Genomic DNA, 22,037 nt, shown 5'->3' with positions numbered 1-22,037 from the left:
TGGTACGCAGGAGCAGAAATATGAAAGCTTATACCGTTGAACAAGGTATTGTTGCACCCTTAGACCGTGCCAATGTCGATACAGATTTAATTATTCCAAAACAGTTTTTGAAATCGATCAAACGTACCGGTTTCGGTGAAAACCTGTTTGATGAATTGCGTTATTTGGATGAAGGTTATCCGGGTCAGGATAACTCGGTTCGTCCGATTAACCCGGACTTCGTGTTAAACCAGCCACGTTATCAAGGTGCATCGATTTTAATTTCTCGTGCTAACTTTGGTTGCGGTTCAAGCCGTGAGCATGCGCCGTGGGCATTGAATGAATACGGTTTCCGTACTGTGATTGCGCCAAGCTTTGCTGATATTTTCTTTAATAACTGTTTTAAAAATGGCATGTTGCCGGTGATCTTACCGGAAGAAACGGTTGATCAGTTATTTAAGGAATGTGCAGCAGCTGAAGGTTATCAGTTAACAATTGATCTGGAAGCGCAGGAAGTTCGTACACCAAATAGCGAAAGCTTCAAGTTTGAAGTGGACCCATTCCGTAAACATTGTTTGTTAAATGGTTTGGATGATATTGGCTTAACTTTGCAGGCAGCAGATGATATTCGTGCCTACGAAGAAAAAACCAAACAATCACGCCCATGGGTATTTGCTGAAATTCATTCATAAAACAGCAAAAATTGTCATGGCATGACTGCGAAGGCCTTGCTAATATCAGAAGATTATTAATTTTTTTTGATAGGTTAATACAGACATCATGGCAACGTATTGGAAACAGTGGCTTGCTCTAAGTGCAGTATCAGTGCTGATGACCGCGTGTCAGAGCATTGATACCTTCAAACTTAAACATGCCAAAGAAGATGCAGAAAGCGAATCCAATGCCTTGATTTATTGTGTAGGCACACCGGATTGTCAGTTTGAACGTTTAGATCGGACCATGATTGTGGATGAGGCCACCAAGCGAATCAGCCCAGAAGCGCTGGATCAGCGTCTGGTTCGTTTGCAGGCCAAAAACCTGAAACAGGATAATCCGATTTATTTATCTGTACCGGAAGGGCAGCATGAACTGGTGGTGCGTTTCTATCCGATTAGCAAGGATAAGGCTGAGACCTTGCATCTGTTCCAGCAGTTTAAGGCGAATAAACGCTATACCCTGAAAATGTTCCGTGACCGAAATGCACGTAGCACCAGTTTATTAAATGCCTCTGCACCTGATCCATTGTGTGTGGACCTGTTGCAAGAGCAGAAAGTGATTCGTCGTTTTTGCAAACCTTATAATGTCATCAATGGCATTGCAGAGTTTGTAGAAAAAAAAATTTAACCTAGTCAGGTGGATGCCTGACCTTATAAATGGAAAAGCTCATGTCTAAACAAATTTTGATTTTAGCTGGTGACGGTATTGGCCCTGAGATTGTAAAAGCCGCAGAACAGGTGCTTACACGAGTTAATGAAAAATTCAATCTGGGTTTAACATGGGAACAAGGTCTGTTGGGCGGTGCTGCGATTGATGCACACGGTTCACCTTATCCAGAGGTAACGTCTGAACAGGCGAAAAAAGCAGACGCAATTCTGCTCGGTGCTGTAGGTGGTCCAAAATGGGATACGATTGAGCGTTCAATCCGTCCAGAACGTGGCCTGTTAAAACTACGTAGTGAATTGAATCTGTTTGCAAACTTGCGTCCAGCGATTCTTTATCCGCAATTGGCTGATGCCTCTAGCTTGAAACCGGAAATCGTCTCTGGTCTGGATATCCTGATCGTACGTGAATTGACTGGTGGTATTTACTTCGGTCAACCACGCGGGATTCGTGAACTGGAAAATGGCGAAAAACAAGGTTTCAATACTGACGTTTATGCAGAGTCTGAAATCAAACGTATTGCCAAAGTTGCGTTCGAACTTGCTGGCCTGCGTGGCGGTAAAGTATGTTCAGTCGATAAAGCCAACGTGCTTGAAGTGACTGAGCTTTGGAAACAAACCGTGACTGCACTGAAAGAAGAGCAATATCCAGACATTAACCTGTCTCATATGTATGTAGACAATGCTGCGATGCAGTTAGTACGTGCGCCTAAGCAGTTTGATGTGATTGTGACTTCAAACCTGTTCGGTGACATTCTATCTGATGAAGCTGCAATGCTGACTGGTTCAATCGGTATGTTGCCATCAGCATCATTAGATGAAAATGGTAAAGGCATGTACGAACCTTGCCATGGTTCTGCACCAGACATCGCAGGTCAAAACCTGGCAAACCCATTGGCAACCATTCTGTCTGTAGCCATGATGCTGCGTTATACCTTCCGTGAAGAAGCAGCCGCAAAAGCCATTGAAGATGCAGTAGGGAATGTTCTAGACCAAGGTCTGCGTACTGCTGACATCATGTCTGAAGGCATGACTAAAGTGGGTACAGTGGAAATGGGTCAGGCAGTGGTAACTGCATTGAACTGAGTTACTCATTAGTTCCACGTAAAAAACGCAGCCTTGAGCTGCGTTTTTTACGACTGATTTTGATTAACAGGTTCGACCCGAAAGGCTGACAGAAGTTGCAATATTGTCTTTGAGCAAAAAGGTAATCTTGCATTGCAAATTCACATCATAACCTGATGCAGGACTCACAGTGACTGGAACCGGAACTGTGCCAGTACCTGCTGCCGGAAACTGGGCAATCGGTAAGGGAACGGTCACAGGACGTTCCACGACATAGCTGAGCTGTTGGGAGCTGAGCTCAGGTTCACTGATTTGCTGATAACCCAAACGTTTCAGATCTAAATTGCGATCAATATACTGGCTACTCTGCCCAATAAATTGCTGTAAATAAGTTTCACGGTCAGTCTGGCTGATCGTAGGTGTCTGTGCACACCCTGACAGACCGAGCAACAGGATGCTCAAGCCCAATACCAGAGAAGTACCTTTGCTTAACAACATCACATCACTCCTACTCAAGGAACGCTTAAAAACAGTGTAGTAGCAAAGTGTGAGAGGAACTGTTGTAATTTATTATTAGGCAAGACAGGATCAATCAGGCAGTTAGATGTTAGCTGTAGCTGTCAAATTCAAGACAACTTAGAACGCTCTTATATCCACCTCAAAATGAATAAAAAGCAAAAATGAATCTTAACAGGCACGTCCGCTATATTGCACGGATTGGGCAATCCCTTGTTCTAGCTGAAAATGAATCTGACAGGACATTTCAACCTGATAACCCGGGCCGGGTGCAGTTGCGAGTCGTACAGGGGCACCTATACTGACACTTTGCTGAATGGCCGGTGTTCCCAGCGGAAGTTCAATGGTGCGAAGTACGGTATAACTCAGACGTTTTTCCGTTTGTACAGGTGCTTTTGAGGTCTTAAAACCGAGTGCAGTTAAATCCAGATCCTTGCGAATCGACTCTGCAGATTGGCCGATATATTGCTATAACTGCTGATCTATTTGTCGTAATTTTGTCGAATTGGTAGTGGCGCAGGCAGTCAGGCTGATTCCTAGGATCAGAGAAAGCAAGATTTTTTGCATGAATGATTCACTGTTTTTATTAGAGGAAAAATAGAAATTATTATCTTCGAATGCAGTATAGGGAATGTGCAGGGGAATTGATATAAAAGAAAAGACAATAAAAAAGCCACTGGATGAGTGGCTTTTGCTTCCGCTAAAACTTAGCGCGCACGGTATGTGATACGACCCTTAGTCAAATCATAAGGAGTCATTTCGACCTTCACGCTATCGCCAGTCAAAATACGAATATAGTGTTTACGCATTTTACCAGAAATATGGGCAATTACTTCGTGACCGTTTTCTAAACGTACACGGAACATAGTATTAGGAAGCGTCTCGGTGACAACGCCTTCGAACTCGATGAGTTCCTCTTTATTGGCCATAGCCTACCTGAATGAATAAATTGGAAAGGCGCAAATTATAGTCAATTTTTTCGCAAAACACAAGGTGTAACGGGCGTTAGACTGATCATCTGTCAGTAAAATAAGCGAAGTATGAGTTTAAACTTTTTAACTAAAAAGCGTGTGGTATCTGTTGTCAGTTTGGTCAATCACAGTTAATCTAATTTCAATCTTTTTAAGTATAAATGAAGTACATACAAGGAAGGTTTTTGAGTGAGTCAGCTAACGGATGCATCAGTCGTATTGCGTTTAGGCTATCAAGCGATTCGTCGTGCAGGTTTGCCAACAGAAGAACTTCTGACAAAAGCAGGAGTCGCTTTAAATCAGGTGGAGACCAATGATCGTACTCCGCTCAGTGCTCAGTATGCCTTCTGGGTTGCCGCAGAAGAGGTCAGTAAGGACCCGGATATCGGATTGCATCTGGGTGAACATTTGCCGCTCTATCGCGGACAGGTGATCGAGCATCTGTTTATTTCATCAGAGAATTTTGGTGAAGGCTTGAAACGTGCACTGGCTTATCAGCGTCTGATCAGTGATGCCTTTCATGCCAAGCTGGTGGTCGAAGACGATCGCTGCTATCTGACCAATGGTGAACAGCCTTTTGCTGAAAGTCTGGTCAATCGTCACTTTACCGAATGTGCGATGTCGGGTGTGCTGCGTTTCTTTAAATTTATTACTGAAGGCCGCTTTGAACCGATCTATATCGATTTCAATTTTTCCAAAGGCGCGGCAGATGAAGAATATTTCCGGGTTTATGAATGTCCGGTAAGTCTGGGACAGAAAGAAACCCGTTTGTATTTTGATCCAAGCATTCTTGATTTCCCGCTTTGGCAGGCAGAACCGGAACTGTTGCAGCTACATGAACAGCTGGCAATTGAAAAATTACAGGAACTGGCTCGTTACGATTTAGTCGGGGAAGTACGTCGTGCAATCGGTTCTACTTTAGAAAGTGGTGAAACGACTTTGGAAACTGTAGCCGCTCAACTGAATATTACCCCACGCCGTTTACGTACCCAGCTCAGTGAGGCTAATACCAGTTTCCAGCAGATTCTGTCCGATTATCGCTGTCGTCTGGCTAAACGTTTATTGGCGAGTACCAATGAAAGTGTAGAACGTATCGTTTATCTGACTGGATTCTCGGAGCCAAGTACCTTCTACCGTGCTTTTAAACGCTGGACCAATGAAACGCCGGTGGAATATCGGAAGCGCAAGCAGCGTTAATCTTTAAAATCTAAAATCCTCCCCCAACCCCTCCTTTAATAAAGGAGAGGAGTTCCTCCCTTTTTCAAAGGGAGGTTAGGAGGGATTTAAAAATTAAAAATAATTAGCTTATTCCGGCATATTTAACCAGTATGGACCCAAAGGTACTTTGGGTAGGTCAAAATACTCTGGATATTCAGCCTGGATAAAATACAGACCGTCCGGTGGTGCGGTAACACCGGCTGCTTTACGATCTTCTGCTGCAAAAATATGGTCAATATGGTCAACCCCATACATGCCTTGGCCGATTTCCAGCAAACAGCCCATGATATTGCGTACCATATGATGCAGGAAGCCATCCGCCTGAATATCTAGAATCAGATAAGGCCCATGCTGGATCAGGCGGCAGTGACGGACGTGACGTACCGGCTGATTGGACTGGCAGGCTGCTGCACGAAAACTCTCAAAGTTATGTGTGCCTTCAAACTTTGCAGCCGCTTCAATCATCTTTTTGACATCAAGTGGATAGTAAATATGAGTGACCTGTTTATGCAGCAAGGCAGGGCGTACCGGATAGTTATAGACAATATAACGATAACGGCGTGCCTGTGCTTTAAAGCGTGCATGGAAGCCATCATCCATCTCCTTGATCCATTGGATTGAGATATCCTTAGGTAACTGGCTATTTGAGCCCATTAACCAGCCTCGTTCAGAACGCAAGGCATGGGTATCAAAATGTGCGACCATATTGGTCGCATGCACGCCGGCATCGGTTCGGCCTGCACCATGCAGAATAATCGGTTCATCGGCAATTTTACTGAGAACCTTCTCGATGGTTTCCTGAACACTGATTACGCCCGGTTGTTGAGTCTGCCAACCTCGATAATTCGTTCCACAAAACTCAATTCCCACCGCAAAACGCTGCATAATGACCTCAAAACCTGACTAATCGTACCAATGGGCATGCCATTGTTCTACCGTGTCATATTGTAAATACATTTTTAGGGCTTTTGCATAAAGATCAGCATGGCCATAACTTTCATTGAGTAGAATTTTGCAATCATGCACCCATTCAGCAATGGCATAACGCTGATCGGTGGCACCGAAAGGCACTTGAGTAGTTAAGACCGAGATACAGCCTTTGGCATAGAGCTGATTGATAAAATCTACGATCTTTGGATTGACGGCCAGATTGCCGGTTCCAAAGCCTTGCAGGAATAGAAAATGCGGAGGATAGGCCAAAATATTTTTCAGATTATTGAACTGTTGAACTAAATCGATCGGCTGCATCATCAAGCTCATACAGTTAAAATCCAGAGCTTTGGCAATATCGTCTGCTGTAACCTGATGACTTTGCTGGTTGGCCTGAATAGCGATATGCGCATCCAGACCAGTAAAGGCATTCAGCTCAGTGGTATGTTGCTTTAAGGCAGTTTGAGCATGAATCAGTTGCTGATGAAAAGCCAGATAAACACCTGCATTACACTGAGTTACTGAAGCGAGCGCAAAGCTCAGATTGTCCATGGCATCGCTAAATTCGCGTTGCGCATCGCCTTCAGCATTCAGGAGGGGATACTGGCTGCCAGTCAGCACAATATGAGCCGAATTCCCCATAAAATGTGCCAATACTGCGCTGGCATAGCTCAGGGTATCTGTCCCGTGAATAATCACAAAATGTTGTATCTGCTGTTCAGATTGCAGATTTTGGATAAATTGCACCAGTTCTAACCAGTCTGTAGCAGTACAGGCACTACTGTCCTTAATCACAGGAGCGCAGTAATACTGAATGAACGGTTGATCTGTAAGTAGCTGTTCCAGTTTTGGAATAAATAAATCGGCAGACATAGGGGCGAGCGGATCACCGACACAGCCAAAGGTGCCGCCCATATAAATCAGTGCAATATCTTTCATCATAAAAAAAGCAGCCAAATGTGACTGCTTTAGTGTAAAGGGAAATTGATTAAGATGCGATTTGATTCAGCAACTGATCGGCTTGCTGACGTTGTGCTGCTGTATATTCAGCTTCACGTTCAGCTATGACTTCACGGGCAGCTGCATAAGCGCCTAACTGGATATATTGCTGTGCCAGCTCCAGGTTAAGGTCCGCTTCATTAACTTCCATCAGTTCCGGGAAGGACTGCACCAATGGATCATGTTGATCGGTTGTTGAAGTCACAGGCGCTGTCGGAATCTCAAAATTCACCCCTGTAGAAACAGGAGCCTCTTTTACAGCTTCGACATTATCAAGTTTAAAATCTAGTCCAGATGTTTCAGTCGCAGCAGGCGTTTCAGTTGCAGGCGTTGCAATATCGAGGCTAGACAGGTCAAACTCAGTCGCAGGTTCGGCTGTTTTTTCTGCTGCAGGTATTGGAGTGTCTAAAGAGAAAGAGAAATCTAAAGGCTGGATTTCTTCTGTTGTTGCAGGCGCTGATTCTGTTTTTAAGGATATAGATGGTTCAAGCTCAAGCTTAAAATCCAGAACCGGTGCTGACTCAGTTGCTGCTGTTGGAGCAGTCTGGGTTTCAGCAGTATTCATCTGAAGATCAAATTCAACTGAATTATCTGATACAGGCGGAACTTCTTCCGTTTTTACTGGCTCAGCCGCTGGAATCTTCGGTTCAAAGTTGAACTCTAAGGGTTGGATATCAGGTACTGGTTCCGCTACAGCAGCTGGTTTGCTCGGTTGCAGTTCCTGTTGTAAGGCATCAAATGCCTGTTCGTTTGAAGCGGGAGCGGCAACCAGGTCTGCAAAGGCATCTGTAGAAGGTTTGCTTTCCTGTACAGGAGGGGTTTGTGGCTGAGCACTTGGGAAATCAATAGTATCCTGAACAGCTACCGAAGAGTTTTCGAACTCACGCTTTTTGACCTCAGCCTGAGTCAGAATATCTTCCAGTCCTAGAGAACGGACATGGTTAATCAGCTGTGAAATCGCAAATTCATCTTTTTGCAGGATATGAATGTCGAGTAGCAGTAAATACAACTCATGTTGAGAATTATCGCGATTCAGTGCCTGATTGATTTGCGCTTCAGCTGCAAAGAAATTACGTTCCTGAATCAGACCTTCAATTTTCTTGCGTGTCTCTGCTGATAGAGGCGTTGCTGATTTTTTAACGACTCCGGCTGGCTCGACCACTTTGGTTCTTTGTGAAGTGGATTTTGACGCAGCGCCAGGTTTTTTCACTTTTACAGTTTTAGTTTTTGCTTTATCTGATTCTTGAGCATCTTGTCGTTTTTTTATGACAATTAATACGATGATCAATATCACTAATGGAATCACATAAATCAGCATGTTTTACCCCTTGGGGATAGAGTCCTTAAGTTCGCCTATCCCAATAAATCGTCATGTGTAACTTTTTAATTAATTGGCTTTTTATCTGCCTGTTGTGCTTTAAGCTGTTGTTGCAGCTGGGCAAGACGAGCATTTAATAATTGAATTCTGTGATCCTTCTGATTGAGTGCCAATTCTAGTTCAGTTACGTTTCTCTGTAATTTAACGGTTTTTTCACGGGCTGTCATAACTTTTAATGACAACTCTTTCGAAGTTCGATTTTCTTTTGTGTTTGAGTTGGCAGAAACCTGGCCGGAATCACGCTGATTCTCGGCAACCAGGCTCATTTCAGCCTCATTCAGGCGATATTTGGTTTTTGCAGCAGGTTTAGAGGGTGCTTGAGCAGACTTAATTGCTGAGGCCTGTATCGGAGTTTTCGCAGTATGAACGGTCGCTAAATTAAGTGCTGCGCCTTTACGCAAGCGGTTAGCATCACCCCCAATAAAAGCATGTTCATTCTCACGCTTGATCTGCTGCATGACCTCACTTACTGGACGCTGCTGTTCATTGGCAATCCTGGAAGCAATGCCCCAAAGCGACTCATTTGACTGTACCACATACGTCGGCTTGATCTGGGTTGAGGTGCTTTGTTTGATGGCTGCCGGCTGTGCCTGAGTTTTAGTCGCTAAATTTGGTTTGTCCTGTGCAGTGCTGGATGCCGCCTGCTTGCGAGCCTGTTGTTCTGCATATTTTTTGACAAGTGGATCACTGGACACCATCTGGTTTTCAGTGCTTGTCGGTGCAGAAACTTGCGCTGAGGCTGCATTTTTATTTGTTGGATCTATTGTAATTTCAGCTGGTTTTGTTTCAGCCTGAATTTTTGTAGCTGCAGCCTGTAAGTTTGACGTTGCATCTGCTTGAGCCGCAGTCGCGTGAGCTGCTTTGGATGAAGTATTCACTGGCGCAGTGTTTACATTGCCAGCTTGCTGTGAACTATGACTTGTCGCTGCTACCGCAGTTTCAGTATTAAGTTTTGTTGGGCTTGTGACTTGAGCTGCAATACTCGATGTCGGCTCATGGGTCACAGCAGCTAACGCTGTTTTAGGGATAGAGCTGGCTGATAATGCAGGAGGTGCTGTGTTTTGTAAGGCTAACGGTTTTTCTGCCACAAACGGGGTGGTTGGTTTGGATTGTGCATTGGTATAACGCGTACTCACCGGTAAGTTCAGGGCAATATCTTTTTCACTCACGACTACGACAGGCGCGAGGGGCTGTTCAGTCTGTTTCAGGCTGGCCTGTAACAAATCAGTTTTAGGTCTTAATGCAGTACGGATATGCTGTAGGCGTGCTGCATTGCCTTCCTTGATTTTAACAATGATATTTAATTCACGATCAGTAACCGGGCGCGAGGAGGTAATGGTAATAACCCCAGTTCCATTACTGTTGCGACGGGTGAAAAAATTCAAATGACCCGGTGGCTGATGCGATGCGCCCATAGAAATCAGGTCTTCTGGCGAGGCTAAACTTACCTCAATGGGCAAGTTAATATCTGATTGACGGAAATTCATTTCCGCATAAAGCAATTCCCCAGGTGCAGACTGGATTTGTACCGAATCTACATTAATCGCATAGATATTTTGTGAAGCAACAATGGCTAAAATGGCAAGCTTTAATTTGTTATATACAGTCATCTGTGAGCTCAGTCATTATCGCATAGCGAAAATTATAGATTAACGGGATGTTTGTTTTTTGTAAAATACTTACGCAATAGTTACACAAAAAAGCCGATCAATAAAGATCGGCTTCATGCTTTATTTCCTGACGGAAACTTAAGAGTTTTTATAGTCAATCAAGATGCGCAGCATACGACGTAAAGGTTCTGCAGCACCCCAAAGTAACTGGTCACCTACTGTGAATGCACCTAGGTATTCTTTACCCATGTTCAGTTTACGCAGACGACCAACAGGTACAGTTAATGTGCCAGTCACTGCAACAGGAGTCAGATCAGTCATTGAGGCTTCACGAGTGTTTGGCACAACTTTAGACCAGTCATTTGCATTTGCAATGATATCTTCGATCTCATCCAGTGGAACGTCTTTGCGAAGTTTCAGGGTTAATGCCTGAGAGTGACAACGCATTGCGCCGATACGTACACAATGGCCATCAATCGGTACGATCTGCTGGTTACCTAGAATCTTGTTGGTTTCAGCCTGACCTTTCCATTCTTCTTTAGACTGGCCGCTTTCCAGCTGCTTGTCGATGTATGGAATCAGAGAACCTGCTAAAGGTACACCGAAGTTTGCAGACGGGAAGCCTTCACCACGTTGCAATTCAGCAATTTTAGAATCAATGTCCAGAATTGGAGAACGTGGATCATCCAGCAAGTCTTTGGTATTGTTATATAAATAACCCATACCAGTAATCAGCTCACGCATGTTTTGCGCGCCAGCACCAGAAGCTGCCTGATAAGTCATTGAAGTTGCCCATTCCACCAGATTGTTCTGGAATAGACCACCTAAGCCCATCAACATCAGGGAAACAGTACAGTTACCGCCCACGAAAGTTTTGGTGCCTTTGACCAGACCGTCTTTGATCACATGCATGTTCACCGGATCAAGTACGATGATTGCTTCATCATCCATACGCAGGGTAGATGCTGCATCAATCCAGTAGCCATTCCAGCCTTCAGCTTTGATTTTTGGGAAAACTTCAGTGGTGTAATCGCCACCTTGACAGGTAATAATGACATCCATTTGCTTCAGACTGTTAATGTCTGTTGCATCCATAAGTGCTGGGGCAGTCTTACCACCAAATGCCGGAGCTTCACCACCCGCATTACTGGTAGAAAAATAGAATGGCTCAAAATGAGCAAAATCATTCTCTTCAACCATACGTTGCATAAGGACGGAACCCACCATCCCGCGCCAACCGACCAGACCTACTTTCATGTCACTTTGCCTCGGTGCGTTAAAAAATCAAAAGGGATTCGAGTGTATCAAAAAGGGACGTGACTGCAAGAGCTACACAATCAAAACATCAATATTCTTGAGCGAAATATCTGCTTTATGATACATACAAAATTGATAAAGCAATTTTTCTTTTAGAAAAAATAATAACTTAGTAAAGAGTGTATCTTATGGTAGGGTTTATCCAGATCATGGCAATCGTGGTCATCTGGTTAAGTTTCTGGTCGCTGATTCCCCGAGATGAATGGTGGATTCGTGGTGCAGATTTTCCACGTTTACAGATTCTGGTTTTGGGCTTCATTGCCTTTGTTCTTTTTCTCCTGGTCGATCACCCATGGACGGCCTTCAATCAGCTGCTTTTTGTCGGCCTGATCGCTGCTTTGGCGTATCAGCTGAAAATGGTCTTGCCTTATACCTTTGTTTGGAAAAAACAGGTCAAGCAGGTCAAGCAGGATCAGCTGGATCCGGATCGTCAGATTTCCCTGATTGTTTCAAATGTTCTGACCACCAATACTAAATATCATTTACTGATTGAACAGATCCAGACCCATCAGCCAGACTTGGTCTTAACGTTGGAAACCGATCAGGCATGGCAGGATGCATTGGCTGTCATTGAGCCAGATTATCCCTATCGGGTGCCCGTACCTTTGGATAATCTGTATGGCATGCATCTGTACAGCAAACTTGAGCTGAGTGAAACCGAGGTTAAATTTATTCTGAGTGATGAAATTCCCTCGATTCATACCAAGGTCATGTTACGTTCCGGACAGCCGGTACAGCTTTATTGTCTGCATCCGAAACCGCCAAGTCCAACTGAAGCCAAAGATTCAACCTTACGTGATGCAGAACTGCTGATTGTAGGGGATCAGATTAAGGATCTGGATGAAAGCTGCATTGTGATGGGAGATTTGAATGATGTGGCCTGGTCACGCACGACACGTTTATTCCAGCGTATCAGCGGTTTGCTGGATCCACGTGTCGGTCGACGCTATGTAAATACCTTCCATGCCGATTATCCTTTATTACGCTGGTCGCTTGACCATGTGTTTCACAGCACCGATTTCGCTCTGGTGCATATGGAGCGTTTAAAACACGTCGGGTCAGATCATTTTCCGGTTTATCTGGTTTTACAAACTGGGCGGGTATTTGAGCATCACCAGGAAGAGCTGGAAGAAACGGATCAGGATGATCAGGAAGCCAAAGAAGCTATTCAGGAAGGAATTGAAAAGGCAGAGAAAGAAGAGAAGAAAGTCACTGATAAGATTGCGATGGCTTATAAGAATGAGGAGAAATTCTTATAGTTTTAGCTGAAAAGTGTACGATATTGCTTACAGCAGTTTCCGCTTCTTGCGAATGGGCAGTACAGAGGAATCCACGTATTCTAAGCTCATCAGCACAGGGAGTCGAGAAAGGATATTCTCATAAGGAAGACGAAGCTGAATGAAAACATCATGGAAATGATGCTGAAAGGGAAATCACAACAACGAAGAAGCAATTATAACATATGAAAGCACAACCTCATTAACCCGGGTTTTACAGGATGTAGAACCCGGGTTAAATTATTTTTAGCTCATTTTTTATTATAATTAATTGATTATTAAAATAAAATTTAAATTAAAAAATGGATATTACCTGAATGAAAGTTATGATTTCCGATCATGATTCAGTCAATGAATCTGAAGTGCTACAGCTCTATCTTGTCAATCAATGGTCAGCTGCAGAAAAACCTCAATTGCTTTTAAAGGCTTTGCAGCATTTTCATAGTCTGGTGACGGCACGTATCAACGGTCGGCTGGTCGGCTTGGGAAATGCGATTTCAGATGGTTATCTGGTGGTGTATTTCCCACATTTATTGGTTCACCCAGAGGTGCAGCGACAGGGCATTGGTCGTCTGATCATGCAAGAAATGCTGCAACGTTATTCAGGATTTCATCAGAAAATTCTGGTGGCTGATCAGCATGCCACTGAATTTTATAAAGCTCTAGGCTTTGAGCGTGCAGGGCATACACAAGCAATGTGGATTTATCAGGGAACCGATCATTGATTTTTCTTGCCAATAATAGCGTTCATATTAATTCTAGTTCTTAATAGATTTTATCGTAGCCTTCAGGACGGGTCTTAAAGCGACGGTGGAACCACATATATTGCGTCGGTGCAATGCGCAACTGGCGTTCAATAATCAGATTTACCCGGGTTGCATCATCGACTTCATCCGCACTTGGCAGGTTCTCTACCGCAGGCTCGATCAACACACAGTAGCATGGATCTTTAATATCACCAGTTCGATAAAAATAGAGTGGAATGGCAGCGGCTTTGGTCATTTTTAATAAGCGACGATGTGCAGTGACTGTGGCTGCAGGTACTCCAAAAAAGGGTGCCATCACACCCTGTTTTAAACCAAAATCCTGATCCGGACTGTACCAGATAGCATGGCCATTTTTCAGGTTACGCACCAGACCGCGCATATCATCATGGTCAATCTGGTTGGCATAAATGGTGGCACGGCAGCGGTAAATCAGCATATCGAGCAAGGGATTATTTTGTGGTCGATACACCACATCCGGCTCAAAATACTGTGCACATAAATAACCACCAGCATCCAGCAAAGTCGAGTGGGTACCGAGCAATAAAGCCCCTTTACCTTCTGCCTGAGCCTGCTGGATATGTTCCAACCCTTCAATTTGTACCCGGCCTTTAAACCATTTTGGACAGTACCAGGCATTCAAGGTTTCAAATACACCGAGCATCTGGTCAATAAAGACCATACGGGCATTGTCCTGAACTTCTTGAGCTGACCATTCCGGGAAACAGACTTCCAGATTGCGAAGCGTGGTTTCACGGCGAGATTTCAAATATTTAAATGCCATCTGGCCGAGTAGATCTGCCAGACGATGCTGAATCGCCCAAGGTAAGATGGCCAGAATCATCAGAAATACAATACCCACCCAGATACCCCAGTATTGCGGTAACAGGAATGACCATTGAAATTCACCGGGTTGGTATTCTGGCGTTCGACTCATAAATTCAATATTTAAAATCAAAGATGTCAGCAGTGTAGCAGAAGAGCTTTTTGAAATAAAAAACTGCAAAATAAAAAAGCACCTGTATGAATACAGATGCTTAGTGACTAGGCGATTTAAAGATTAACCTTTGGTCATATTTTCCAGTTCGTCCCAACGTTCCATTTTTTCCAGCAAAATCTCATCAATTTCACCTAAACGTTCAGATGCTTTGGTCGCTGCTGCGGCATCTGTGACAAACCACGAGCCATCCGCCAGTTTATCGGAAAGTTCAGCTTGTTCTTTTTCCAGTGCTTCAATTTCAGCCGGTAACATTTCCAGTTCACGCTGATCTTTGTAGCTGAGTTTTTTCTTTGGCGCAGGTGCTACAGGTGTAACCGCTGCTTCGGCTTTGGCCTGAGCTTTTTTGACTGCCATTTTCTGGTCAACCACAGTCTGATCTGGACGTTGCTCCAGATAATCTTGATAACCACCGACATATTCATCAATATTGCCTTTGCCATCAAAGACCCAGGTCGATGTGACGACGTTGTCCATAAAGGCACGGTCATGCGAGATCAGTAGCAGAGTGCCTTTGTATTCAGCTAGCATTTCTTCCAGTAGTTCCAATGTCACCATATCCAGATCGTTGGTCGGTTCGTCCATCACGATCAGGTTTGATGGTTTCAGTAACAGCTTAGCCAGCAGAATACGGTTACGTTCACCGCCAGATAGAGCTTTAACTGGCGTACGCGCACGTTCTGGCGAGAACAGGAAGTCTTGCAGATAGCTATAGATATGACGACGTTGGCCATTCACATCGACATGATCTGAACCTTCCGAAACGTTATCTTTAACTGATTTTTCCAGATCCAGCACATTACGTAGCTGGTCAAAATACGCAATTTCCAGCTGGGTCCCGGTTTTGACTGTACCGCCATGCTCGATTTCTCCCAGAATGGCTTTGATCAGTGTGGTTTTACCGACACCATTATCACCCACCAGACCGATCCGATCGCCACGCATTACCAGCGCCGAGAAATCATTAATGATCGGTGCATTGTCACCAAACTTCACGCTGAGATGTTCAATCTCGAACACCACTTTGCCTGAACGCTGTGCTTCCTGAGTCGACATGTTGACTTTGCCTTGCTGGAAGCGGCGTGCTTTAGACTCTTCACGCAATTCTTTCAGAGCACGGACACGACCTTCGTTACGGGTACGACGTGCTTTAATGCCTTGACGAATCCAGGCTTCTTCTTCAGCGAGTTTTTTCTCGAACAGGGCATTCTGTTTTTCTTCTGCTTCCAGCTGCTGAGCTTTTAGGTCGAGGTAACGTGAATAGTTGCCTTCATAGCTACGCAAAATACCACGGTCCAGCTCGACAATACGGGTCGCAATACTGTCCACAAAGGCACGGTCATGCGAAATAAACAGTAAGGTCAAGTTATTCTGCTCGAGCAAGAATTTTTCCAGCCATTCAATACTTTCGACGTCCAGATGGTTCGTCGGTTCGTCGAGTAACAGCACATCAGGTTGGGTGAGCAGGGCACGTGCCAACAGGACACGACGTTTACGACCGCCAGATAAATCGGCCAGATCCGCTTCAGGATCCAGTCCCATTTTACTCAGGATTGAGTTGACCTTAGTTTCCAAAGCCCAGCCATCCAGCTGATCCATCTGATGCTGCAAATGTCCCATGCGATCACAGGCTTCCATATCGCCCAGCACACAGGCTTCACTGGCTTCATGATAGGCACGCAACACTTCTGAAGCTTCACCGGCGCCATCAGCAACAATATCTGCAACCTTGCCAGAATCCATCGGCACGTCTTGGGCCAGCATGGAAATGGTGATGCCATTTTGTAACGAAACTTCACCACTATCCGGGAGTAAACTTCCTTCAATCAGTTTAAGTAAGGTAGACTTACCCTCACCATTACGGCCAATCAAACATACTCGTTCACCGCGTTCCAAATTAAAGTTGGCGCCGTCGAGCAAGGCAGGTCCGCCAAATGCCAGTTGGACATCCCTTAAAGTAATATAGGCCATAATGTTAATGTTTCCTGAAATCCCAAATGAGGACTTAAAATGACTAAACAACAAAATCTAAATGATCAGGCGTCATTTTCCGCACCCATTGAAGATTTGCAAGTGCGAATTGCATTTTTAGATGATTTAGTTGAACAGCTGAATCAGCAAGTCACTCGCCAGAATCTGGAAATTGCCGATTTAAAAAAACAAATGCAGTTGTTATATCAACGTGTTGAGTCTGCAGATTTGTCCGAAGGGATTGATGCTTTTGATCCGGTCACCAACCGTCCACCGCATTATTAATTTACAAATAATTTTTAAAAAGAAAGCAAAAAGAAAGCCCTCCAGTCGCGAGGGTTTTCTTTTAAGCTGGTGAAGCTCGATAAACCTAAACCAAGTCGCTACTTTTATTCCGTCCAAGATGATCTTTAAAATCTAAATATCGTCATGGAAGGTGGAAACTATTTGACCTTTCACACACTTCCTACTCTAATAGTATTTTCTAGCTCAGTTTTTAATCTTGCCTTATGCGCCAAAAAGTTGTCCTTCTTGATCTCGAAAATAACTTTCCTACAGCCAAACTGTTACGTGACATCGTTGAACATTATCCGACCTTGTATCTGTTTAACTGTGCCGGAAAATTCGAGTTTGCTCTAGAAGAACTGACTGAGTTGGCGAGCTGGATCAGCAGTGGACAAATTATCATTCTGGATGTCCCGGAAGCAGAGCATAAGGAATATGAATATGCTGTGATTGTGGGTCAGCTGATGGCTTTGCTGGAAGCAGATACTCAGGTCGAGCTGATCTCAGCTATGGATAGCAGTGAAATGCTGATGCAAATGCTACAGGCTTCAGATATTGATTGCAGCCTGATTCAGGTGTTGCCAGAGAATGCATCAATAGAGACTCAAGATAAACCTAAAATCCAGTTGCCAAGTATTGAAGCCATTAAAGCTAAACCGGCTTTGCAGCTGGTAAAAAAGTACTGTGATGCGCTCGGTAAGATGAGTGGCAAACCGACCACGCTCGAAACCTTAAAAAATTCTGTCACCAATATTCTGCAAGTTTTACCAGCCAAGGCGCAGCATATAGTTGGCATGCTGATTAATCTGAAAATAGTCAAACGCTATGACGAGCAGATCAGTTTCCGTAAAAAAGTGCTGAAACAGTGGATGCAGCTGGATATCAATGACAACCAACCTGCTGAAAAACCAGCTTTGGATCAGGTGGTCTCGAAGCTTAATCCTGAAGAGCCTGTTGTTGCACCTGCTCAATCTCCAATTCAGTCTGCCCAGCAAGATCTGTTCAAAAACTTTAATAAAATTGATCCGGTACAGCTCGAAGTTGCACGCAAGCTGCGCGAATTACAGGGAAATAAGCCTAAAGATATTTATGAATTACGTGATTTGCTCGAGCAGTTATTTCCAAAGTCAGATGTCCGTCTTTTACTTAAAGAATTGATTGAAAAAGGATATATTTATTGGAATGGTCACGAAGTGTTATATAGTCATGAGATGTTTCTGAATTAGAATAATCTCATGAGGGCATATGAAAAAAATACTGTTATTGGATATTGAAAACTTACCTAAAACTGAAACAGAGCTCCTTCAATATCTTGCCCAATATCAATATGTTTATCTGGTCTATGCCAAAACGCCCATGGGGTTTAGTCTGGATGGTGTCGTCAGGCTTGCACCTGCAATCAGTGCAGGAAAACTAAAAGTCCTGAAGATGCCTAAAATAGGTAAAGACGCTGCTGATTTTGGCCTATGTTTTATTGCTGGACAGCTTTCTACCCAATATAAAAGCTCTGAAGTTTGCTTCGAGATTATGTCGAATGACTTTTCTATGGAATATGTGGCGGACTTACTTAAAATTGCCAAATTTCAGGCTAAAGTTATTTCAGCTAAACCATTAGTCAATCCAAATATTGCTCAGCAAATAAAAGCAGAAATAGACATTCAAAAACTGATTTTTCAATACTGCTCCAATTTAGTGAGAAGTAACTTTTCTAAGCCTGCAAAAGTAGAAACTTTAATCAACTCGCTTAAAGCCAATTTAAAAGTGGAAGAAAAATATGCTCAGCTTTTAGTAGATGAATTAATTAGAATAAAAATTATTAAAAATCATTCTGGTAAGCTTCAATATCAGACTGCAGCAATTGAAAAAATTTATAAACAGCATTTAGCTACCGTCGAAACCGTCGAAACCGTCGAAACCGTCGAAACCGTCGAAACCGTCGAAACCGTCGAAACTCAAGATGAAGTGACTGAAAGAAAATTAAGTCATTTACGTCTGCGCCTGATGCCTTATCTCAATGTTTTTGCAGAACGTCGGCCTAAATTTATTGCCAGTTTCGAGGCGTTACTAGAGCGATGCGTGCCTAAGGAAGAGGTACGAGAATCACTCGATTTACTCATCAAACATCAGCTAATACAGTTAAATAAACGGGAAATTATTTATAGTCCGCAGCTGCTGGGAAATTAAATTTATCCAGCGGTGCTTGCCTTTTATAGCGGGCTTATGCAAATCTAATATAAGAACATAAAGGTTGAACTATGGAAAATACCGGAATCTGGGTGGCAGTTGTCATCATCGTTTTCGTACTGGGGTCTATTTTTGGTCTGCGTGTGAGTCCTAGAGAAAAGGCATTAGGACTTATGCGTGATAAAGCCCGCAAGATGGGCTTACATCCACGTCTGGTGGTTGCACCGGACTGGACCAACATTCCCAAGGCGACTGAAAGTCGTGCCAGTATGGTGGCCTATTATAGTGTGCTGCTTCCAGATGCCCGTTTACCGCTGATGCGTGCCCGCGTGGTTGATAACAAACTTGAACTGGTGCATGGGGATGACAAATTTAAAGATTTTCCCATTGCATTAAAGGGCATTTATGCTATTGATATGCAGGCAAACTGTGTAGGACTCTATTGGGATGAAGAATCTGATCTTAGAGCCACACAACTTGATGACATCAAGGCACTATTACATTCTTTGGCTGAACTTTAATTTTAGAAATAAACAGGATTAAACGGTTAATATGGCGAACGCTCCTCGGTCCACATCAAAAAGCAGCACGGCGAAGTCTTCCGACGCTGGAAGTAAACGTGCCTTGGTGATTGTGGAGTCGCCTGCAAAAGCGAAAACAATCAACAAGTATCTCGGTTCAAACTACATCGTGAAATCCTCGGTGGGTCATGTGCGTGACTTGCCAACGGGCGGCTCTGCGAAAACTGCAGAGAAAAAACCGGTGACCCGAACCAAGCTGACTGAAGCAGAAAAAGCGGAAAAATCACAGCAGGCGTTGATTAACCGGATGGGTGTCGATCCAGAACATGACTGGAAAGCCAAATATGAAGTCCTTCCGGGCAAGGAAGGCGTAGTCGCTGAACTGAAAAAACTGGCATCGCAAGTCGATGAAGTGTATCTCGCAACGGATTTGGACCGTGAAGGGGAGGCGATTGCCTGGCATTTAAAAGAAGTGATCGGCGGCGATGATTCACGCTATCAACGTGTGGTCTTTAACGAAATTACCAAAAATGCCATTCAGGAAGCGTTTAAACAGCCCTCACGTCTAGATACCAATAAGGTCAATGCCCAGCAGGCACGCCGTTTCCTGGATCGTGTCGTCGGCTTCATGATTTCGCCACTGCTATGGGAAAAAATTGCCCGTGGTCTGTCTGCGGGGCGTGTACAGTCTGTCGCTGTAAAGCTGGTCGTGGAACGCGAACGTGAAATTCGTAAGTTCATTCCTGAAGAATACTGGCAGGTTTTTGCAGATACCAAATCCAAGAAAGATGATATTCGTCTGGAAGCGGTCAAGCAAAATGGCAAGACTTTAAAGCTGCATAATAAAGCTGAAACAGATGCTTTACTGAATCTGATTAAAGACGCTGAATATAAAGTTATTAGCCGTGAAGATAAGCCGACCAAGGTGAATCCAAGTGCGCCGTATATCACGTCTACCTTGCAACAGGCCGCAAGTACCCGTCTAGGTTTCTCGGTAAAGAAAACCATGATGCTGGCACAGCGCCTATATGAAGCTGGTTTCATTACCTATATGCGTACTGACTCCACCTTCCTGAGTGATGATGCAGTCAATATGGTGCGTGGTCATATCGAGTCTGAATATGGCGAGAAATATCTGCCAGCCAAGCCGAACCGTTATGGTAATAAAGCTGGTGCGCAGGAAGCCCATGAGGCCATTCGTCCATCCAATGTGGCATTGAAGGGCGATAGTCTGGCTGGAGTGGAACGTGATGCACAGCGTCTGTATGACCTGATCTGGCGTCAATTTGTAGCTTGTCAGATGACACCAGCAGAATATTTATCATCGACTATTTTAGTGGATGCGAATGGTGTTGAACTGAAAGCCAAAGGTCGTACTCTGGTATTTGATGGTTTCACCAAAGTTCGTGGCCAGAACAAATCTGATGATGATGTACTGTTGCCTGCTGTGAAAGTTGGTGAAGTGCTGAAGCTGGAAAAACTAGATCCATCTCAACATTTTACCAAACCACCGGCACGTTTTACTGAAGCATCATTGGTAAAAGAGCTTGAGAAAAAAGGTATTGGTCGTCCTTCGACTTATGCTGCCATTATCTCGACCATTCAGGATCGTGGTTACGTAAAACTGGAGAACCGTCGTCTCTTTGCCGAGAAGATGGGTGAGATCGTCACTGATCGTCTGGATGAAAGTTTCAACAACCTGATGAATTATGACTTTACTGCAGACCTTGAAGGTCAGCTGGATAAAGTGGCAGATGGTGAACGCAACTGGAAAGATCTGTTAGACAGCTTCTATGGTGATTTCAAGAAACGTCTGACCAATGCTCAGGGTGAAAACGGCATGCGCCGCAATCAGCCTGTCGAAGTTGAAGCAGTCCATTGTAAAGAATGTGACCGTCCGATGCAGATCCGTACCGGTACAACAGGCGTATTCCTGGGCTGTTCGGGTTATAACTTGCCACCGAAAGAACGTTGTAAAGGTACATTGAACCTGACTCCGGTTGAATCTCTGGCTGCACTGTCTGATGATGATGCAGCAGAAACTGCTGACCTAATGTCGAAAAAACGTTGTCCAGTCTGTGGCACTGCAATGGACAGCTATGTGATTGATGGCGGCCGTAAACTGCATATCTGTGGTAATAACCCGGACTGTACAGGTTATGAGCTGGAAGAAGGCGAATTCAAGATTAAGGGTTATGATGGCCCAACCATTCCATGTGATAAATGTGATGGTGAAATGCAGCTGAAAACTGGCCGTTTTGGTCCATATTTTGCCTGTACCAGCTGTGAGAATACCCGTAAAGTCTTGAAGAATGGTCAACCTGCGCCTCCGCGTGTTGATCCGATCAAGATGGAACACTTACGTTCAACCAAGCATGATGATTTCTTTGTTCTGCGTGATGGTGCCGCCGGTCTGTTCCTGGCCGCGAGCAAGTTCCCGAAAGTCCGTGAAACTCGCGCACCGAAGGTTGCAGAACTGCGTACTGTAGCGGATCAGCTGGATCCAAAATATCAGTTTATTTTGCAGGCACCAGATGTGGATCCTGAAGGAAATCCAACCTTGGTGAAATTCAGCCGTAAGAACCAGTCTCAATATATTGGTTCGGAAACCCCTGAAGGCAAGCAAACCAAATGGTCGCTGGTCTATCAGGATGGCAAATGGGTTGAGGCCTAAGC

At 44.2% G+C, this 22,037-nt stretch carries 20 protein-coding genes; 11 read left to right on the top strand and 9 right to left on the bottom strand.

All coding sequences use genetic code 11. The features are described from left to right. The first annotated feature begins 20 nt into the window (after positions 1-20). The 3 genes from leuD to leuB all read left to right on the top strand — a co-directional run bounded on the left by leuD (position 21) and on the right by leuB (position 2,444). A complete protein-coding gene (leuD, locus tag FTU46_RS06235) occupies positions 21-671 on the top strand; it encodes a 3-isopropylmalate dehydratase small subunit (RefSeq protein WP_180104567.1) in 651 nt (216 codons plus the stop codon). Positions 672-759: 88 nt separating this feature from the next. Continuing rightward, on the top strand, positions 760-1,323 hold the full coding sequence (locus FTU46_RS06230; RefSeq protein ID WP_180104566.1) for a hypothetical protein: 564 nt from the start codon (positions 760-762) through the stop codon (positions 1,321-1,323). Between the two features lie 41 nt (positions 1,324-1,364). Continuing rightward, positions 1,365-2,444, top strand: a complete 1,080-nt coding sequence (gene leuB / locus FTU46_RS06225) for a 3-isopropylmalate dehydrogenase (protein ID WP_180104565.1) — start codon at positions 1,365-1,367, stop codon at positions 2,442-2,444. A gap of 63 nt (positions 2,445-2,507) precedes the next feature. Here leuB and FTU46_RS06220 read toward each other — a convergent pair whose 3' ends face one another. Then, positions 2,508-2,921, bottom strand: a complete 414-nt coding sequence (locus tag FTU46_RS06220) for a hypothetical protein (protein WP_159123639.1) — start codon at positions 2,919-2,921, stop codon at positions 2,508-2,510. Between the two features lie 725 nt (positions 2,922-3,646). Continuing rightward, on the bottom strand, positions 3,647-3,868 hold the full coding sequence (gene infA / locus FTU46_RS06215) for a translation initiation factor IF-1 (RefSeq protein ID WP_001284370.1): 222 nt from the start codon (positions 3,866-3,868) through the stop codon (positions 3,647-3,649). Between the two features lie 231 nt (positions 3,869-4,099). On the opposite strand from infA, the gene FTU46_RS06210 reads away from it, so the two are divergent. Continuing rightward, positions 4,100-5,107 (top strand): AraC family transcriptional regulator, encoded by a 1,008-nt coding sequence (locus FTU46_RS06210; RefSeq protein WP_004781856.1) that lies wholly within the window; start codon positions 4,100-4,102, stop codon positions 5,105-5,107. A 108-nt stretch (positions 5,108-5,215) separates the two neighbouring features. On the opposite strand, the gene truA is transcribed toward FTU46_RS06210, so the two are convergent. From truA to asd, 5 genes are all read right to left on the bottom strand, one after another. Beyond that, positions 5,216-6,013, bottom strand: a complete 798-nt coding sequence (gene truA, locus FTU46_RS06205; RefSeq protein ID WP_159123637.1) for a tRNA pseudouridine(38-40) synthase TruA — start codon at positions 6,011-6,013, stop codon at positions 5,216-5,218. A gap of 18 nt (positions 6,014-6,031) precedes the next feature. Next, positions 6,032-7,000, bottom strand: coding sequence for an asparaginase domain-containing protein (locus FTU46_RS06200; protein WP_180104564.1), 969 nt, complete (start codon positions 6,998-7,000; stop codon positions 6,032-6,034). Between the two features lie 46 nt (positions 7,001-7,046). After that, the gene (locus FTU46_RS06195; protein ID WP_180010941.1) at positions 7,047-8,375 is read right to left on the bottom strand and encodes a fimbrial protein FimV; all 1,329 of its coding nucleotides are present in this window, start codon (positions 8,373-8,375) and stop codon (positions 7,047-7,049) included. Positions 8,376-8,440: 65 nt separating this feature from the next. Beyond that, a complete protein-coding gene (locus FTU46_RS06190; protein ID WP_180010938.1) occupies positions 8,441-10,045 on the bottom strand; it encodes a FimV family protein in 1,605 nt (534 codons plus the stop codon). Positions 10,046-10,183: 138 nt separating this feature from the next. Further along, entirely contained in the window at positions 10,184-11,302 is a 1,119-nt protein-coding gene (gene asd, locus FTU46_RS06185) for an aspartate-semialdehyde dehydrogenase (protein WP_180010936.1), read from the bottom strand. A 188-nt stretch (positions 11,303-11,490) separates the two neighbouring features. Here asd and FTU46_RS06180 point away from each other — a divergent pair, with 188 nt between their 5' ends. Both FTU46_RS06180 and FTU46_RS06175 read left to right on the top strand, forming a co-directional pair. Then, positions 11,491-12,621, top strand: a complete 1,131-nt coding sequence (locus FTU46_RS06180; RefSeq protein WP_180104563.1) for an endonuclease/exonuclease/phosphatase family protein — start codon at positions 11,491-11,493, stop codon at positions 12,619-12,621. Between the two features lie 335 nt (positions 12,622-12,956). Further along, positions 12,957-13,364, top strand: coding sequence for a GNAT family N-acetyltransferase (locus FTU46_RS06175; RefSeq protein ID WP_180104562.1), 408 nt, complete (start codon positions 12,957-12,959; stop codon positions 13,362-13,364). A gap of 40 nt (positions 13,365-13,404) precedes the next feature. Here FTU46_RS06175 and FTU46_RS06170 read toward each other — a convergent pair whose 3' ends face one another. Both FTU46_RS06170 and FTU46_RS06165 read right to left on the bottom strand, forming a co-directional pair. Next, positions 13,405-14,340 (bottom strand): lauroyl acyltransferase, encoded by a 936-nt coding sequence (locus FTU46_RS06170; RefSeq protein ID WP_180010930.1) that lies wholly within the window; start codon positions 14,338-14,340, stop codon positions 13,405-13,407. 123 nt (positions 14,341-14,463) lie between these two features. After that, positions 14,464-16,371 (bottom strand): ATP-binding cassette domain-containing protein, encoded by a 1,908-nt coding sequence (locus FTU46_RS06165; RefSeq protein ID WP_180104561.1) that lies wholly within the window; start codon positions 16,369-16,371, stop codon positions 14,464-14,466. A gap of 39 nt (positions 16,372-16,410) precedes the next feature. Here FTU46_RS06165 and FTU46_RS06160 point away from each other — a divergent pair, with 39 nt between their 5' ends. The 5 genes from FTU46_RS06160 to topA all read left to right on the top strand — a co-directional run bounded on the left by FTU46_RS06160 (position 16,411) and on the right by topA (position 22,035). Further along, positions 16,411-16,656, top strand: coding sequence for a SlyX family protein (locus FTU46_RS06160; protein WP_004781873.1), 246 nt, complete (start codon positions 16,411-16,413; stop codon positions 16,654-16,656). Between the two features lie 224 nt (positions 16,657-16,880). Further along, positions 16,881-17,882: a hypothetical protein gene (locus tag FTU46_RS06155; protein ID WP_180104560.1), complete on the top strand. Its 1,002-nt coding sequence runs from the start codon at positions 16,881-16,883 to the stop codon at positions 17,880-17,882. Positions 17,883-17,901: 19 nt separating this feature from the next. Then, positions 17,902-18,840 carry a PIN domain-containing protein gene (locus FTU46_RS06150; protein ID WP_180104559.1) on the top strand — a complete coding sequence of 313 codons (939 nt, stop codon included), beginning with the start codon at positions 17,902-17,904 and terminating at the stop codon, positions 18,838-18,840. Positions 18,841-18,911: 71 nt separating this feature from the next. Beyond that, a complete protein-coding gene (locus tag FTU46_RS06145) occupies positions 18,912-19,361 on the top strand; it encodes an ammonium transporter (RefSeq protein ID WP_004781877.1) in 450 nt (149 codons plus the stop codon). A 31-nt stretch (positions 19,362-19,392) separates the two neighbouring features. Then, on the top strand, positions 19,393-22,035 hold the full coding sequence (gene topA / locus FTU46_RS06140) for a type I DNA topoisomerase (RefSeq protein ID WP_005232311.1): 2,643 nt from the start codon (positions 19,393-19,395) through the stop codon (positions 22,033-22,035). Positions 22,036-22,037 lie beyond the last annotated feature (2 nt).

Origin of the sequence: Acinetobacter sp. YH12108 (assembly GCF_013419055.1) — a bacterium.
Taxonomy (GTDB): Bacteria; Pseudomonadota; Gammaproteobacteria; order Pseudomonadales; family Moraxellaceae; genus Acinetobacter.
The sequence above is the reverse complement of the archived record's forward strand: the minus strand, read 5'-3'. Positions and strand labels throughout refer to the sequence as shown.

Excerpts from the sequence above, each read along its gene's own strand:
- FTU46_RS06160 (WP_004781873.1), top strand. The coding sequence starts at position 16,411 with ATGACTAAACAACAAAATCTAAATGATCAGGCGTCATTTTCCGCACCC.
- FTU46_RS06200 (WP_180104564.1), bottom strand. The coding sequence starts at position 7,000 with ATGATGAAAGATATTGCACTGATTTATATGGGCGGCACCTTTGGCTGT.
- FTU46_RS06145 (WP_004781877.1), top strand. The coding sequence starts at position 18,912 with ATGGAAAATACCGGAATCTGGGTGGCAGTTGTCATCATCGTTTTCGTA.
- FTU46_RS06180 (WP_180104563.1), top strand. The coding sequence starts at position 11,491 with ATGGTAGGGTTTATCCAGATCATGGCAATCGTGGTCATCTGGTTAAGT.
- FTU46_RS06190 (WP_180010938.1), bottom strand. The coding sequence starts at position 10,045 with ATGACTGTATATAACAAATTAAAGCTTGCCATTTTAGCCATTGTTGCT.
- FTU46_RS06170 (WP_180010930.1), bottom strand. The coding sequence starts at position 14,340 with ATGAGTCGAACGCCAGAATACCAACCCGGTGAATTTCAATGGTCATTC.
- FTU46_RS06230 (WP_180104566.1), top strand. The coding sequence starts at position 760 with ATGGCAACGTATTGGAAACAGTGGCTTGCTCTAAGTGCAGTATCAGTG.
- FTU46_RS06155 (WP_180104560.1), top strand. The coding sequence starts at position 16,881 with ATGCGCCAAAAAGTTGTCCTTCTTGATCTCGAAAATAACTTTCCTACA.
- FTU46_RS06220 (WP_159123639.1), bottom strand. The coding sequence starts at position 2,921 with ATGTTGTTAAGCAAAGGTACTTCTCTGGTATTGGGCTTGAGCATCCTG.
- leuD (WP_180104567.1), top strand. The coding sequence starts at position 21 with ATGAAAGCTTATACCGTTGAACAAGGTATTGTTGCACCCTTAGACCGT.
- asd (WP_180010936.1), bottom strand. The coding sequence starts at position 11,302 with ATGAAAGTAGGTCTGGTCGGTTGGCGCGGGATGGTGGGTTCCGTCCTT.
- FTU46_RS06150 (WP_180104559.1), top strand. The coding sequence starts at position 17,902 with ATGAAAAAAATACTGTTATTGGATATTGAAAACTTACCTAAAACTGAA.
- truA (WP_159123637.1), bottom strand. The coding sequence starts at position 6,013 with ATGCAGCGTTTTGCGGTGGGAATTGAGTTTTGTGGAACGAATTATCGA.
- FTU46_RS06195 (WP_180010941.1), bottom strand. The coding sequence starts at position 8,375 with ATGCTGATTTATGTGATTCCATTAGTGATATTGATCATCGTATTAATT.
- FTU46_RS06165 (WP_180104561.1), bottom strand. The coding sequence starts at position 16,371 with ATGGCCTATATTACTTTAAGGGATGTCCAACTGGCATTTGGCGGACCT.
- FTU46_RS06175 (WP_180104562.1), top strand. The coding sequence starts at position 12,957 with ATGAAAGTTATGATTTCCGATCATGATTCAGTCAATGAATCTGAAGTG.
- infA (WP_001284370.1), bottom strand. The coding sequence starts at position 3,868 with ATGGCCAATAAAGAGGAACTCATCGAGTTCGAAGGCGTTGTCACCGAG.
- leuB (WP_180104565.1), top strand. The coding sequence starts at position 1,365 with ATGTCTAAACAAATTTTGATTTTAGCTGGTGACGGTATTGGCCCTGAG.
- topA (WP_005232311.1), top strand. The coding sequence starts at position 19,393 with ATGGCGAACGCTCCTCGGTCCACATCAAAAAGCAGCACGGCGAAGTCT.